The 15,106-nt window shown below is 69.9% G+C and carries 7 protein-coding genes, 1 pseudogene and 1 riboswitch; of the genes and pseudogenes, 4 read left to right on the plus strand and 4 right to left on the minus strand.

Translation table 11 applies throughout. From position 1 onward, the window contains the following. The first annotated feature begins 146 nt into the window (after nucleotides 1-146). From JGS22_RS09955 to JGS22_RS09970, 4 genes are all read left to right on the plus strand, one after another. Nucleotides 147-1,220: a quaternary amine ABC transporter ATP-binding protein gene (locus JGS22_RS09955; RefSeq protein WP_211040946.1), complete on the plus strand. Its 1,074-nt coding sequence runs from the start codon at nucleotides 147-149 to the stop codon at nucleotides 1,218-1,220. Further along, a complete protein-coding gene (locus JGS22_RS09960) occupies nucleotides 1,213-3,828 on the plus strand; it encodes an ABC transporter permease/substrate binding protein (protein WP_211040945.1) in 2,616 nt (871 codons plus the stop codon). The genes JGS22_RS09955 and JGS22_RS09960 overlap by 8 nt, the downstream gene beginning before the upstream one ends. A 333-nt stretch (nucleotides 3,829-4,161) precedes the next feature. Then, nucleotides 4,162-4,383, plus strand: coding sequence for a hypothetical protein (locus JGS22_RS09965; RefSeq protein WP_211040944.1), 222 nt, complete (start codon nucleotides 4,162-4,164; stop codon nucleotides 4,381-4,383). An 81-nt stretch (nucleotides 4,384-4,464) separates the two neighbouring features. Continuing rightward, nucleotides 4,465-6,684 carry an SAM-dependent methyltransferase gene (locus JGS22_RS09970; protein WP_211040943.1) on the plus strand — a complete coding sequence of 740 codons (2,220 nt, stop codon included), beginning with the start codon at nucleotides 4,465-4,467 and terminating at the stop codon, nucleotides 6,682-6,684. Nucleotides 6,685-7,912: 1,228 nt separating this feature from the next. Here JGS22_RS09970 and JGS22_RS09975 read toward each other — a convergent pair. The 4 genes and pseudogenes from JGS22_RS09975 to metE all read right to left on the minus strand — a co-directional run bounded on the left by JGS22_RS09975 (nucleotide 7,913) and on the right by metE (nucleotide 14,245). Then, a complete protein-coding gene (locus JGS22_RS09975) occupies nucleotides 7,913-8,860 on the minus strand; it encodes an SRA domain-containing endonuclease (protein WP_211040942.1) in 948 nt (315 codons plus the stop codon). Between the two features lie 361 nt (nucleotides 8,861-9,221). Further along, nucleotides 9,222-10,409: pseudogene (locus JGS22_RS09980) on the minus strand (transposase). 252 nt (nucleotides 10,410-10,661) lie between these two features. Then, on the minus strand, nucleotides 10,662-11,300 hold the full coding sequence (locus JGS22_RS26185; RefSeq protein WP_236073096.1) for a DUF3592 domain-containing protein: 639 nt from the start codon (nucleotides 11,298-11,300) through the stop codon (nucleotides 10,662-10,664). 629 nt (nucleotides 11,301-11,929) lie between these two features. Further along, nucleotides 11,930-14,245, minus strand: a complete 2,316-nt coding sequence (gene metE / locus JGS22_RS09990; RefSeq protein ID WP_211040941.1) for a 5-methyltetrahydropteroyltriglutamate--homocysteine S-methyltransferase — start codon at nucleotides 14,243-14,245, stop codon at nucleotides 11,930-11,932. 159 nt (nucleotides 14,246-14,404) lie between these two features. Beyond that, nucleotides 14,405-14,626: riboswitch (cobalamin riboswitch) on the minus strand. Between the last annotated feature and the right edge of the window lie 480 nt (nucleotides 14,627-15,106).

Raw genomic sequence — 15,106 nt, forward strand, 5'->3', positions numbered from 1 at the left:
GCCATCTGGGTGGAATCAGGTCCGTACCAGGTTTGACCCAGGGCGTAATCATATAAGTCGGGCAGAACCGAGCAGAAAAGGGTCCGACTCAGCGACCCGCCGGCGGGGGTGGCGGGTCGTTTGTGCGTACGACTCGTGAGGTGGATGTGAGCAGACTCCAAGCCGAGCACCTGTACAAGGTGTTCGGTAAACATGTGGATCAGGCGGTGACCCGGCTCGAGGCCGGCGAGGACCGCGACGAACTCCGTAAGAGCGGCACCACAGCAGCCGTCATCGATGCGAGCTTCGAGGTCGAGCCGGGCGAGATATTCGTCGTGATGGGCCTGTCCGGCTCCGGCAAGTCCACGTTGCTGCGCCTGCTGAACGGACTGCTCGAGCCGACGTCCGGCGCGGTGCGGTTCGACGGCGAGGACGTGACGAAGCTGAGCCCGCCGGCGCTCCGCGAGGTTCGTGCCAAGAAGATCAGCATGGTCTTCCAGCACTTCGCCCTCTTTCCCCACCGCAGCGTTCTGGAGAACGCCGCGTACGGGCTCGAGGTGCAGGGCGTGGAGGCGCAGGAACGCCAGGAGCGCGCGACCGAGGCGCTGCGGCTGACCGGCCTGGAGGGCTGGGAGAAGTCCTGGCCCGACGAGCTCTCCGGCGGTATGCAGCAGCGTGTGGGCCTGGCCCGTGCGCTCGCCACCGACGCCGACCTGCTGCTGATGGACGAGGCGTTCTCCGCGCTCGACCCGCTGATCCGCCGCGACATGCAGGACCAGCTGCTCGAACTGCAGGAGACGCTGAAGAAGACCATCGTCTTCATCACCCACGACCTCAACGAGGCCATGCGTCTGGGCGACCGCATCGCGGTCATGAAGGACGGTCGCATCGTGCAGATCGGTACGCCGGAGGACATCCTCGTCCGCCCGGCCACCGACTACGTACGGCGCTTCGTCGAGGACGTCGACCGCACCAGGGTGCTGACCGCCGGCTCGATCATGGAGGAGCAGGCCGAAGGCGCCAAGCCCTTCAAGTCCGCGGTCAACGTGCCCGAGGACACCCCGGTCGCCGAGCTGTTCGCGCCCTTCGCGGGCGGCGGCGAGACCGTCGGTGTCACCGGCGACGGCGGGGATCTGATCGGCCGCATCGAGCGGGACCGACTGCTGACCGTCCTCGGCGAGGCGGTCGGCGATCCGGGCGCCGACGACGGCGAGAGCAAGAAGGTGGCGGCCGGTGCCTAGGATCGATCTCGGGTCGAGAGTCGAGTCGTTCATCGACTGGCTCCAGGCCAACCTCACCTGGTTGTTCGACGCGATCAGCGCCGTACTGACCAACTGCTTCGACGCGGTCAACACCGTGCTGAGCGCCCCCGAGCCGCTGATCATGGGCGGCATCCTCGCGGTCGTCACCCTCTGGCTGCGGGGCCTGCTCCCCGCCGTGCTGGCGATGCTGGGCTTCCTGGTCATCGACTCGGTCGGCCTGTGGGACAACGCGATGATGACGTTGTCCATGGTGCTCGTCTGCGCCCTGATCACGCTGCTCATCGCGGTACCGCTGGGCATCTGGGCCGCGAGCAGCAAGACCGTGTCGGCCGTCGTCCGGCCGGTGCTGGACTTCATGCAGACCATGCCGGCGATGATCTACCTGCTGCCCGGCGTCGTCTTCTTCGGTGTCGGTGTCACCCCGGGTCTGCTGGCCACGGTCATCTTCTCGATGCCCCCGGCCGTGCGCATGACCGAGCTGGGCATCCGGCAGGTCGACTCCGAGCTGGTGGAGGCCGCCGAGGCCTTCGGCACCACGCCCCGCAACACCCTTCGCAGGGTGCAGCTGCCGCTCGCACTGCCGACCATCATGGCCGGCGTCAACCAGGTCATCATGCTGGCGCTCTCGATGGTCGTCATCGCCGGTATGGCCGGTGCGTCCGGCCTCGGCGAGGACGTCTACAACGCGGTGACCCGCGTCGAGATCGGCTCCGGTTTCGAAGCCGGGCTGGCGGTCGTCATCCTCGCCATGTACCTCGACCGCATGACCGCGGCGCTGAACCTCCGCGTCTCGCCGCTCGGCCGTCGCAGCCTCGCCAAGGAGGCCGCGACCGCGAGCGGCTGGAAGCTGATGCACTACCGTCCCGGCACCGCCGTGGCCGGCGTCGGCGTCGTCGTGCTGGCGCTCGTCGCGGGCGGGATGAGCTTCGTCGGCGGCGACGAGGACGAGAAGACGGCCGGCGCCACCGACGTCGGCAAGGGCAAGCAGATCAAGATGGGCTACATCCCCTGGGACGAGGGCATCGCCTCCTCGTACCTGTGGAAGGAGGTCCTGGAGCAGCGCGGCTACAAGCCGACGATGCAGCAGCTGGACCCGGGCCCGATGTTCGCCGCACTCGCCAAGGGCGATCTGGACTTCCAGACCGACACCTGGCTGCCGACCACCCACGAGCAGTACTGGGAGAAGTACGGCGACAAGCTGGAGGACCTCGGCCAGTGGTACGGCCCCACCTCGCTCGAACTCGCGGTGCCCTCGTACATGGAGGGCATCAAGACCCTCGATGACCTCAAGAAGAACGAGGACAAGTTCGACAGCAAGATCATCGGTATTGAGGCGTCCGCCGGAATGATGGGCATCCTCAAGGACAAGGTGGTCAAGGAGTACGGGCTGGAGGACTGGAAGATCGTCTCCTCCTCGACGGCGTCGATGCTGGCCGAGCTGGACCGCTCGTACAAGCAGGAGAAGCCGATCGTCGCCACCCTGTGGTCGCCGCACTGGGCGTACAGCAAGTACGAGATGACCAAGCTCGAGGACACCAAGGGTGCCTGGGGCAAGGGCGACAAGATCCACACGGTCGCGCGCAAGGGCTTCAGCGAGGACGACCCGACGGTCTCCGGCTGGCTGAAGAACTTCAAGATGACCGAGAAGGACCTCACCGACCTCGAGAAGCTGATCACCGAGGCCGGCAAGGGCAAGGAGCAGGACGCGGTCAAGGAGTGGCTGGAGACCAAGCCCGACGACTACGTCGAGAAGATGGCTCCGGTCGGCGGCGGCGAGACCGCCGAGGGCAAGGACGCGGGCAAGCCCGTGAAGCTCGGCTACTTCCCGTGGGACGAGGCCATCGCCACCACCTGGCTGTGGCACAACATCCTCGAGGACCGCGGCTACAAGCCCTCGATCAAGCAGCTCGACCCGGGCCCGCTCTACACGGCGCTGGCCAGGGGCGACATGGACGTCCAGTTCGACGCCTGGCTGCCGACGACGCACAAGCAGTACATGGACAAGTACGGCGACAAGCTCACCGACGTGGGTCAGTGGTACGGCCCCACGACGCTCGAGCTGTCGGTGCCCTCGTACATGAAGGACGTCAAGTCCCTCGCGGACCTGAAGGACCACAAGGGCAAGTTCAAGGGCAAGATCATCGGCATCGAGTCCTCCGCCGGAATGATGGGCATCCTGAAGGACAAGGTCGTCAAGGAGTACGGCCTGGAGGACTGGGAGATCGTGTCCTCCTCGACCGGCACGATGCTCGCCGAGCTCGAACGCTCCATCAAGAAGAAGGAGCCGGTCGTGGTCACCCTGTGGTCCCCGCACTGGGCCTACGCGGAGCACGACCTGGTCAAGCTCGAGGACCCGAAGGGCGCCTGGGGCGAGGGCGACAACATCCACATCACCGGTAAGAAGTCCTTCGCCAAGGACCTCCCCGAGCTGAACAAGTGGCTGGAGAAGTTCAAGATGACCGAGAAGGAGCTCGCCGCACTGGAGGCCGAGATCCAGAACGGCGGCGCGGGCAAGGAAGAGGAGTCCGTCCGCAAGTGGATGGACGCCAACCCCGGCATCGTGGACCGGCTGGCTCCGGTCGACTGATCCGGCACCGTCCGCCTTCCGCGGGTTCCGCCGAGGCCCCGCTCCCACCGTCCCCGGACGGCAGGAGCGGGGCCTCGGCCTTTCCCGGGCCTGCGCCGGACCGGTCCGCCGGGACCCCGCCCTTGGCTCCGCGGTCCGGTCGGTTCGGGCCGTACGGTTCGGGCCGGTCGGCCGGAGTCCGTCGGCTTGGGCCCATCGGCCCGGGGACGGCTGGTCGGGAACGGTGGTCTGCGGTCGGGCTGCGGCGCGGGCGTTGCAAGGGGTGCGGCGAGGGGGCGCGTCGGCCGGGACGGGCGCGCGCGGCGGGTCAGGGTAGCGGCGCGGGCTGCGGCGGTGCTCAGCAGCCCCGCGTACGTCGGTGCCGCGCTCGGCGGGGTGCTGGGAGGGGGAGCTGTCGTCGCACAGGGCGCCGGGTGGCTGCCGTCGGCCGCGATCACGCCGGTGGCCGCCGGGCTCGCAGTGACGCTGCTCACCCTGCGCCGCACGGCTCGTTCCCGCGCGAGGGCCGAGGGGACGGCATCGGCGCCGGTCAGCGGCGAGGGCCGGCCGGGCTGAGCCGGTCGCGCGGGCCGAGCGGTACGGACAACGGCCCGACGCCGGTGTGCAGCGGGCCGCTCGACGGGTGAGGCTTGGGTCATGCGTGGTGATCTGGAAGCGCTGGTGGACCTGGTGGCCGGCGGGGCGGGGCCCTCGGCGGTCGTGGACTGGCTGCGGGAGGCGGTCGACTGCGAGGCCGTACTGGCGACCGGGGCGCAACCCCCGTCCGCGGCCCCCGGCAGCCCCGGAACCCTCGAACTCGTCACCCTGATCTCCGGCCACACCGACCGTACGCGGCACGTGCCCGGCGACGACTGGCACGTACTGGTGGTCCCGGTGGGCGCGACGTCGCCCAGGCCGCTCCTGTGGGCCTGGCGAGAACTCCCCTGGGGCGACGAGGACTGGCGGACCGTCGAACGGACCGCAGGCGTCGCCGCGACGCTGACGGCGGCGGCCCGGGCCGCGATCGGCGACGCCGCGACCATGGCGGCACGCATCTCCGCACTCCAGGCACTGATGGCCGGCGACATGGTGCGCGCCTCCCGTGCGCTCGCCCCGCTGACGCCGCAACTCGTCCCGGCCGGCGCCGGGCAGATCGCGATCCTGGAGGTGCCGCCGGGTGCCGACCGCCGGGCCGCGGCCCGTGAACTCGACCAACACCTCGCCTCCCGCGGTGCGTTGGTCGTGGTCTGCCCGGTCGACGACCGGCAGGTCATCATCGTCAGCCCCGGCCGCCACCTGATCGAGGACCTCACCCCGGTGATGGGGGACGGAAGGGTCGCGGGCGTCTCGTCGATCAGCCCCTGGCAGCGCACGGCCGCCGCCTACCGCGCCGCTTCCGAGGCGCTGGCCGCCGTGCGCGGCACCCCGGCGAAGATCTCCCGGCACGACGGGCGCGCCCCGCTCGCCGATCTGCTGCACGCCGACGCCCGCATCTGGGCCGACCTCGTCCTCCAGCCGCTGTCCATCCTCAGCCCCGCCGACCGCGAGGACCTGCTGGGGATGGCGCGCGAGGTGACCTGGTGGGGAGAGTCGGCAGCGGCCGAACTGGTGGGCTGGCACCCGTCCTCGCTGCGCCGCCACACCGACCGCCTCGCCAACCTCATCGGCCACGACCGCCGTCAGCTGTGGCCGAGCATCGCGCTCCACCTGGCCGTACACCTCTCCGCGCTGCCGCCGCCCCCCGACCGTTCGCACCGGCCCAGCCTCGCCGACATCCTGCACGTCTCCGCGATCACCGACTGGGCCCACCAGGTCGTCGACCCCTTCCCCGACCAGGTGCGCGAGGCCGTGACCGCGTGGCTGCGCTCGGGCACGGACGCGGAGGCCGCCTGCCGCGAACTCGGCATCGCCCGCGCCACCCTCTACCGGCGACTGGAACGCGCACGCGACCTCAGCCACCTGGAGATCACCCGCTACCCGGGCGCCACCATCGAGCTCGCGGTCGCTCTCTATGTCCTCGGACACCTGCCCATGGGTACGGTGCCAGACCTGGCGGACCGTCGACTGACGCCGGTCCGGGGAGGGGAGCACATGGAGATCGACACCGCCCGCCCGCACCCCGCACGGGTGTACAACTACCTCTGCGGCGGCGACACCAACTACCGCCCCGACCGCGAACAGGCCCTGCGGATGCTGGAGTACGACCCCAACGCCTCCGCCGCGGCGCAGGCCAACCGGGCGTTCCTGATCCGCGCGATGGAGCAGGTCGCGGCCCACGGCGTCACCCAGGTGCTGGACCTCGGCTCCGGCATCCCGATGGCGCCCCACCCGCACGAGGTGCTGCTGCGCACCCGGCCGGACAGCCGCGTCGTCTACATCGACAACGACCCGATCGTCCTCGCCCACGCCGAGGACCTGCTCAGCGGCGCCCCCGCCGGCCAGGTCACCTACGTGCAGGCGGACGTCGGCATCGGCGGGCCGGAACTGCTCGAACTGCCCGAGGTGCGGCAGACGTTGGACCTCAGCAGGCCCGTCTGCCTCTCGGCCGTCGCGCTGCTCCACTTCCTGCCCGGCGAGCCCGGACCGGCACTGGTGCGCGACATACTCGACCGCCTCGCACCCGGCAGCATGCTCGTCCTCTCCCATCTGACCGCCGACTTCGCGCCCGAGCTCGTCGCGTCCGGCGTCGAGCAGTACTCGCGGAACGTCGCACCGCTGTGCACCCGCAGCTACAGCGAGGTCAAGGCGATCTTCGAAGGGCTGGAGATGCTCTCACCGGGCATCGTGCCCGCGCCCGAATGGCGCCCCGGCGCCGACGACACCCGCCCCGCCCGGGAACAGGCCAACTGCTGGGCCGGCGTCGGCCGCACCGTCTGAGCCCGTGGGCCCGGCCCCGTACCGGCGCTTGTGTGTGCGGGTCTGTCCGTGCAGGCGACCGCCCGCGCGTGCGTCCATCGGTCTGCTCGTCGCTCTGTACGGCAGCGGTGGGCGGCGGTCGTACGGGGGCGCGGTCGGCGCGCTCGTCGGCGGTGCGTCCGGCCCTGCCCGGGACCCCGCCCCGCCCCGCACACGACGCGCGGGCCGGGCTGTCGAACCGGCCGAACTGGCGTGCGATAGCGCGTGGTTCGGCGTGGATCCGAGCGCAGGGCCGAGCGTGCGTGCGTGGGGGGTGCGGCTTTGGGCCCGGAGCTTGAGATGCGGAGCCGGCACCGGCGGTTGCTGACCGAAGTGCCCCGGTAGCGCACTGTTCGCGTGGGGCTGCGCGGGAAGTCTCACCGCTGTTGCGTCGGTTGTCTCACGCACCATCACCTCCGAAACGGGAGAGTGATCGGGGCACAACTGCGAGCGAACAGACGAAGGACAGGCGACGTTCACGGCGTACGGAGCCGGCCACGGGGGGCCGGACGACCTCGCCGCGAACAGCGCCGAGGGGGCGGGACCACGGCCGTGCACACGGCCAACGTTCGGAGCGATCGGTCATGGCCTGGGGGACGGCACATGACCCGGGGGAGGCGCTCCGATCCCTCGCACTTTCGACGTTCGCAGCGGCCGACCCGGGATCCGGGTCGGCCGGCAGCAGTGTGCCCGGGCCTGTGCCCGCTCGGACGTGGGGGAGAGCGGGCGCAGGCGGGTCCACCTCCCGCGGGAGGGCACGGCCGCTACGGCCGTCTCGACACCGCCCGCGCCGGCCGCGTTCTCCGACGCAGCCGCGTCAGCTGCCGTCCGTGTCCTGCGCCGCATCCGGTCCTCGGGCGTTCTCTCCTGTGCCCGAACCCATCGGCGCGACTGTGTCCTCCGCGAGTCCGTGTCCTGTGCGTGTCCGGTCGTCCGCGCGTCCGATCCTCCGCGAGTCCGTGTCCTCCGGCGGCCGGGCGGGCGGCGGAGGCTCGTTCGACCTGCGGGGCTTGCTGCCACGGGCCTGCGTACCGGGGGAGATCAACTCCCGCGGTACGCAGGCCCGTTGGCGAGCCACCGGTGCTCAGCGCTCGTCGCTCAGCTCTCCGCCGACGGCTTCTGCTTGAGCTCGTCGACCACGGCCCGGGCGGTGGTCGCGCTGGTGAAGGTGGGTCTGTGCACTTGGTGTGGCGACGACGGCGACCCGTCATCACTCGGCGCGTGGCAACGCCCGCACATCGGTGCTGGTGAAGCTCTCGCCTTCTGGCCAAATGACTGCACACGCCTGCGCCTTGGCGAGGTCCAAGAGGTCTTGCCGTGGCTCTGAAGGCAGCAGAATCGCTCGAACTCCGTGATCTACGAATCTGCCGTAGTCGGCCAGCTGCCCTATGGCCATGCGTACGTTCTCGCGGGTGACGCTCCCCTTGGCTTCGACGAGCAGCCCGAGGTCGTTGACATAGACATCGGTGAAGAGCGGGCGCGTTTCGCCAGGAGGTCGGATCGTCTGGCGGTTGCAGCGGTGGCCCTGCTGGTTCAGGAAACTGGTGAAATCCTCGATGAGTCGCCGCTCCCTACGCTGCGCCTCGTAGACCTCTCCGCTTGGGCTGACGAATGTGCTCTCTGTCTCATGGCGTTCAAGCGGCAGCTGCTTGACTTGCTCCGGATGACCCTCAAGGAACTGGCCCAGGCTGGTAGTTGGTGCCTGTGGGGAGGTGTCGACCGGCAGGAGTCTAAAGATGATGACTCGACGGAGCGGGCCACCTTCAGTCTCTGGTGCGTCCGCGGTGTACCAAGGGTTGTCGGTATCGATGACGAACTCACCCTGGTAAGTGACGGTGCCCCTGGCGCCCTTGAATACGCGAAGCGCACGCTGGTCGGAGCGGTGGTTCAGGATCGCAGCGTTGCCAGATTTCATGGACTGGTCGCCACGCTGTCCTTCGCCGCTGTAGTGAAACGAGCTATCGGGCATCCAGCCGTCGTAGTACCCATGCTGTTCGCCGGCGGCAGGGTCAGTGAAGACGAAGACGTGAGGAGTCTTCGCAGATGGTCCGATACCGCCTTGCGTACGCCCCCCGTAGGTGCGGTGCAGCTTCTTGCGTTCGATCTCGTCACCGGGACGCAGTGTCCACGGGACCTCTGCCGCAGCCGCTTCGCTCATGTCTCCCCCTACTCCGACGTGGTGCCCTACCTCAGGCAATGTGATCTTCCCACGCGCAAGTATGACTATTAAGTAGGTGGGGGCGTGAGTGCTACCTAGCTTGCCTGGGAGTAAGTACCTAAGCCGGGCAACGGAGTTAGCCAATAGGGAAACAACCTCAGTGCTATGCGGCGAACTAGGTAGGCATGGTGGTGGAGCTAGCCTCGATCTTTCGTGATGGTCTGTCGATTTCTTCGGTGGACCGTTTCGGTTGTCCAGGCCGGTTGTGGGCAGGGCAGCGGCCCGGCTGTCGCGTCGGGTGGGCGCCGGGTTCCACGTCTCCGGCGGGTTCTTCAGGTTCGTAGGGGCGGGAACTGGCTGGTCAGCCGGGGTTCGGGAGGGCTTCGAGTCGCTGGAGTGCGCCTGTGATGATGTCGTTCCAGGGCCAGTGGCGGGCGAATCTCAGGTGTTGTCGGCGGGCGGTGGTGACGAGTTGGGCGGCGGCGGAGAACAGGCGGAGTCGTAGGCGGCGGGGTTCCCAGAGCCGGGCTTTGCCGGTGAGGGCGAGCATCGGCATCCAGGCCAGCAGTTCGAGTGCGAGCTGGACGATCTCCAGCCGGATCCGGTTCTGCGCGACCTCGGGGGGCAGGTTGCGCAGACCGGTGGCGCGGGCGGCCCGGATGCGGTCCTTGGCGCGGGCTCGTCGGCGGTGCCGCAGCTCCAGATCAGCGATCGGAGTGCTGGTGGTGTTGGTGGCGAAGCAGGTGAGCCGCAGTCCGTCGGTACCGGTCAGACGCAACTGGGCTCCGGGGTGGGGTCGTTCCTTGCGGACGATCAGCCGCATCGCCTTCGGCCAACCGCCTGATGGTCGTGCCGACGGAGTAGGACAGCCAGCGGCCGCGCTGGGCCAGCCAGGCCACGAACTCGTGGGTGCCGCCGGCGGAGTTAGTACAGGTCAGCGTGGATCGTCCGCGTCGGTGCTTCTTCGGCAGTTGGGCCAGTGCCAGTCGAGTCGTTCGATGTGGTCGGTCGCGGTGTTGCTGCCCGCGTTCCCGGGAGTGGTGGCCGAAGGTCTTCTTCCACGTCGCGGTGGCGTCCTGCTTCTCCGAGTGCGCCAGGACCAGGACTCCGTCCAGATCAACGATTACCTGCCCGGTCGCGTCGGGTGCCGCCCGGCCAGCCAACTTCCAGACCCGCTCGCGGACTTCGGCCCGCGCAGAAAGTATCGCTGTCAAGCCTTCGGCCTGGCCGCGGCCAAGGCATCGATCAGCCGAGAGACGGTCGGATCAGAGGCCACCGGACCGAACACGCCGGGCTCGGCTCGCAGCAAGCCCACGTCCGCGAGGCCAGTCACCGCCCAGCGCGACCGCAAGAGCCACGCCCAGCAGGATCCTGCCCGGATCGTGCATCGCACGAAGACGCCGCCACGGCGCCAATGCCGCCGACATCGCCGATCCAGCCCGGACTTACAGATCGTCTCGACCAGCAGCACAACACCGGCCTGCGAGACCACCCCACGACCGCCGCCCTCGACGCGGACACGCGGATAGGACCCGATACGCTTCTTCACCTGGAGAGTGCTTCTTTCATGCGACGACTTGGACCCTAGACAAGTCCCATCGTTGCAGGTCAGGGGCACTCTCCACGTTTATGATCACCCACCGAACACCCCGCCACGCGGAAGCGCGAGGCTAAGGCCGGTCGCCCAGCCGACTGGCGGGCTGGGCTACCTCGCGCCACCTTGCCGTTACCACGGCTGCGCTAGAAGGCTGCCAAAGCCCCTAACGCTCCACAGGCTAGCCAGCAGCACGGCGAACGTAGCTCAGCCGGAGGACTTGTGGCGTTGGCGGGTGAGGTGGATGGCGGCGGCGAGGGTGAGGGCGAGGAAGAAGAGGGCGGAGACGCCGAAGACCACGGCGAATACGGCGGCCCCGCCACCGCTGACGTCCTGGTCCCGGGCGGCGACACTGGGGTCGTCGGCCTGGTGGCGGACGGTCAGCCGGGTGCCGACGGACCGCTTGCCGCCGCCGCTGCCGACGGGCAGGTCCGCGATCACCGTTCGTCCGTCGGCCTCGAAGCGGACCCGGCAGTTGCCGATCATGCAGGACCCCGCGGTGTGCAGCGTCGCTTCGGTTTGTTCGCCATTCTGGAGCGAGCGCAGATGTTGGGCGGCTGGGTACATGACCAGCAACGAGAGGCTGCCCAGCAGGAGCGTGAGCACCAGGGAGAAGATTAGCGACGCACGCGGTCCGAGTCCGCCGGTCGCGGCGGTCCGGGCGCGGTGGGCGGCGATGACGGTGTGTGCTGTGTGGATCGTGTCTGCTGTGCTGTCGGCTTTGGGGCCGGCCTTGTCTGCGGCGCTTGGAGTGGAGCTGCTTGGGCCGGTGGTGGCCGAGTCGGGTCTGTCGGTGTCGCCCATGTTGATGCTGCCCCGTTCGTTCTGCGGGTGGGTGGGCTGCATTCTCCTGCGGTCACGCCATTTACCCGCTTTGCGGGCCAGTTCAGGCGGTCGTCGGGAACGGTCGTACGGGTGTACGCCCTTGCGGCAGTGCGCACGGCGCAGGGGCGCAGGGCGGCGGTGGAGGTGAGGCGGTCAGGGGTCAGGGGTCAGAGGTGTGGAGGTCGGGGCTGCCGAGGGTGGTGGTGACCAGGAGGTCGGCCGGCACCGCCAGCGTAGCCGCGCGGCCCGCCGATGCCCGTGCCGTACGAGGGCCCTGCCGACCGAGCGCGAACTCGTGCTGTATCGCGCCGATACGTGCGCCACGCTCGCAACAGCCCGCGGTACCCGTGGATTTGACAGGTCGGGAGCAACCGGCCCCGGGTCGCACCGACTTGAACCACCATTCACCAAGTCGGGGGCGCGACACGTCACTTGCGCAAGACCCACGCAACTCGCCCTGACAACACGGGAGTCCACGTCCGCGCCGCTCCTCAACTCTGGTCCGCGAGCCCTGCACCCCACCCCGTCCGCGACCTCCGTCCGCTGATCCGCCCTCCCGATCCGACCCCGGCGCGTGGCCCGCGGGCCACGCGCCGGGGTGCGGGGCCGGGGCGTCAACTGCGCCCCGGCGCCGCACAGTCGGAGGGGGGCTAGCCGGAGAGCTCGCCGCGGACGATGCGTGCCGCGGCGACCAGGTTCTCCAGCGACGCCCGCGTCTCCGGCCAACCGCGGGTCTTCAGACCGCAGTCCGGGTTGACCCAGAGCCGTTCGGCGGGGATGGCCCGGAGGCCGGTGCGCAGCAGTTCGGCTGCCTCCTCGGTGCTCGGCACCCGGGGGGAGTGGATGTCGTAGACACCGGGGCCGGCCTCGCGCGGGTACCCGTGGGCGGCCAGCTCCCTGGCGACCTGCATGTGCGAACGTGCGGCCTCCAGGCTGATGACGTCCGCGTCGAGGTCGTCGATGGCCTGCACGATGTCGCCGAACTCCGCGTAGCACATGTGCGTGTGGATCTGGGTGTCCGGCCGTACGCCGGCGGTGGTGATCCGGAAGGACTCGGTCGCCCAGTCCAGATAGGCCGGGTGGTCGGCAGCCCGCAGCGGCAGGGTCTCGCGCAGCGCGGGCTCATCCACCTGGATCACCGAAGTGCCCGCCGCCTCCAGGTCGTTCACCTCGTCGCGCAGGGCGAGCGCGACCTGGCGGGCGGTGTCGCCGAGCGGCTGGTCGTCGCGGACGAAGGACCAGGCGAGCATGGTGACGGGCCCGGTGAGCATGCCCTTGACCGGGCGGTCGGTCAGGGACTGGGCGTACGACGTCCAGCGCACCGTCATCGGCTCGGGGCGGGAGATGTCGCCGGCCAGGATCGGCGGACGGACGTAACGGGTGCCGTAGGACTGCACCCAGCCGTGCTGGGTGGCCAGACAGCCCCTCAGCTGCTCGGCGAAGTACTGCACCATGTCATTGCGTTCGGGCTCGCCGTGCACCAGGACGTCGATCCCGGCCTTCTCCTGGAAGGAGACGACCTCCTGGATCTCCGTGCTGATGCGCTCCTCGTACCCGGCGACGTCGATGCGGCCGGCGCGCAGGTCGGCGCGGGCCGTGCGCAGCTCCGAGGTCTGCGGGAACGAGCCGATGGTCGTCGACGGCAGCAGCGGAAGCCCGAGGTGGGAGCGCTGCGCGCCGGCCCGCTCGCCGTATGCCTGGGCGCGACGCGTGTCGGCCTCGGTCACCGCGGCGGCCCGTGCGCGTACGGCCGGGTCCCGGGTGATGGGGGAGCTCTCGCGCGAGGCGAGGTCGGCCCGGTTGGCCGCGAGTTCGGCGGCGATGGTGTCGGTTCCCTGCGAGAGCCCCTTGGCGAGGGTGACGATCTCGCGGGTCTTCTGCTTCGCGAACGCGAGCCAGCGCAGGATCTGCGGCTCGATGTCGCGTTCGGCCGCCGTGTCCAGGGGGACGTGCAGCAGCGAGCAGGACGCGGCGACGTCGACCCGTTCGGCCAGGCCCAGCAGGGTGCCGAGTGTGGAGAGGGACGCGGTGAGGTCGTTCGCCCAGATGTTGCGGCCGTTGACCACACCTGCGACCAGCCGCTTGCCCGGCAGGCCGCCGACCGCGGCGAGGTCCTCCAGGTTGGCGGCTGCGGCCTCGGTGAAGTCCAGCGCCAGACCGTCGACCGGTGCCTTGGCCAGCACGGGGAGCGCGTCGCCGAGCCGGTCGAAGTAGGAGGCGACGAGCAGCTTGGGGCGGTCGCTCAGCGCGCCCAGGTCCCGGTAGGCGCGGGCAGCCGCGTTCAACTCGGCCGGGGTGCGGTCCTGCACCAGGGCGGGCTCGTCCAGCTGAACCCATTCGGCGCCGGCGGCCCGCAGATCGGCCAGTACCTCCGCGTACACCGGCAGCAGCCGGTCGAGCAGCGTCAGCGGATCGAAGTCGGCGGCGACTCCGGGCGCCGGCTTGGCGAGGAGCAGGTACGTGACGGGGCCGACCAGTACGGGCCGCGGGGAGAGCCCGAGGCCGAGCGCCTCCTTCAACTCGCCGACCTGCTTGGCGGAGTCGGCGGAGAAGACGGTGTCCGGGCCCAACTCGGGTACCAGGTAGTGGTAGTTGGTGTCGAACCACTTGGTCATCTCCAGCGGAGCGACCTGCTGGGTGCCGCGCGCCATGGCGAAGAACCCGTCCAGGGCGTCCGCCCCGACGGCCGCACGGTGGCGGTCCGGCACTGCCCCGACCATCACGGAGGTGTCGAGCACGTGGTCGTAGTAGGAGAAGTCGCCGGTGGGGACTTCGGTGACGCCGGCCTCGGCCAGCTGCTTCCAGTGGGTGCGGCGCAGTTCGCCGGCGGTCTCCCGGAGGGCGTCGGCGGTGACCCGGCCCTTCCAGTAACCTTCGATCGCCTTCTTGAGTTCCCGGTTCTGGCCCTGACGGGGGTAGCCGTACACGGTGGCCCGTGCTGCCGCGGCTGCGGACTTCGATGTCACGGAGATCTCCTTCGCGAGATGAATCCCTGAGATCCCGGGACGGGACGAGAACGCGAAGGTGGACACAACGGCGACCAGGGGCGCCGCGAACGCGTGCGCCGGTCCGACCGATGTGTACGCCGACCCGCCCTCGAGGTCACCGGGACTCCGCACGCGATCGTTCACGCGCGGGCAGTGGCAGGTCTTCGGACTCGCGGGCACGTCCTGAAAACGTTCAGGACTCCTAGTGGCCGTCGCTTCCCGGATCCTTCCCGGACCCAGTGCACATGACGGCGGTCGTTCCCGCTCACCGCTGCGGGGCAGTCCCGGATTCCCACCGGGTTCCCTCTTGCGACGCTCCTGTCTGGCGGACAGGGCGAACCAGCTGCTGTCGGCAGCCTACGGGCCCCCGCCCGATCGGGAGAGGCCCGTCCGCGATCCGGAAAGTGACCCGCGTCACGCACCGCGTGCCGGGCGGTGCGGCGCGGGCTGCGGCGCGGGTTGCGGCGCGCGGGTACGGCGCGCGGGTACGGTCCGGCGCCGGGCCGCGGCGGGTCCGCGGGTCGTACGCACGGCGGGTCCGCGGGTCGTACGCAGGACAGTTCCGGGGGCGTACCCGCGACGGTTTCCGGGGCCGTACCCGCGCCGTAACGGCGTCGAGTCCGCGCCGCCTCCAGGGACGTACAGCGACGAGTTCCGGCCGTGCGTGCGGTGCCCGGTCCGGACCTGTGCACGGAGGCCGGTCGGCCGTGTGCGGCGGGCAGTTGGCCAGGTGGTCGGCCGGACAGGAGCCTGGAGGGAGGGCAGTGGAGATCCTCTCGGGGCCCTCGCCGGCGGCTTGATATCGACGGTGTTTCACCAGGGCCCGTGTTCTGCTGGAGA

This window comes from Streptomyces tardus, from assembly GCF_018101125.2.
In the GTDB taxonomy this organism is placed as follows: domain Bacteria; phylum Actinomycetota; class Actinomycetes; order Streptomycetales; family Streptomycetaceae; genus Streptomyces; species Streptomyces tardus.

Coding starts and splice junctions, on each gene's coding strand:
- JGS22_RS09970 (WP_211040943.1), top strand. CDS start 4,465: ATGCGTGGTGATCTGGAAGCGCTGGTGGACCTGGTGGCCGGCGGGGCG.
- JGS22_RS09975 (WP_211040942.1), bottom strand. CDS start 8,860: ATGAGCGAAGCGGCTGCGGCAGAGGTCCCGTGGACACTGCGTCCCGGT.
- JGS22_RS26185 (WP_236073096.1), bottom strand. CDS start 11,300: ATGCAGCCCACCCACCCGCAGAACGAACGGGGCAGCATCAACATGGGC.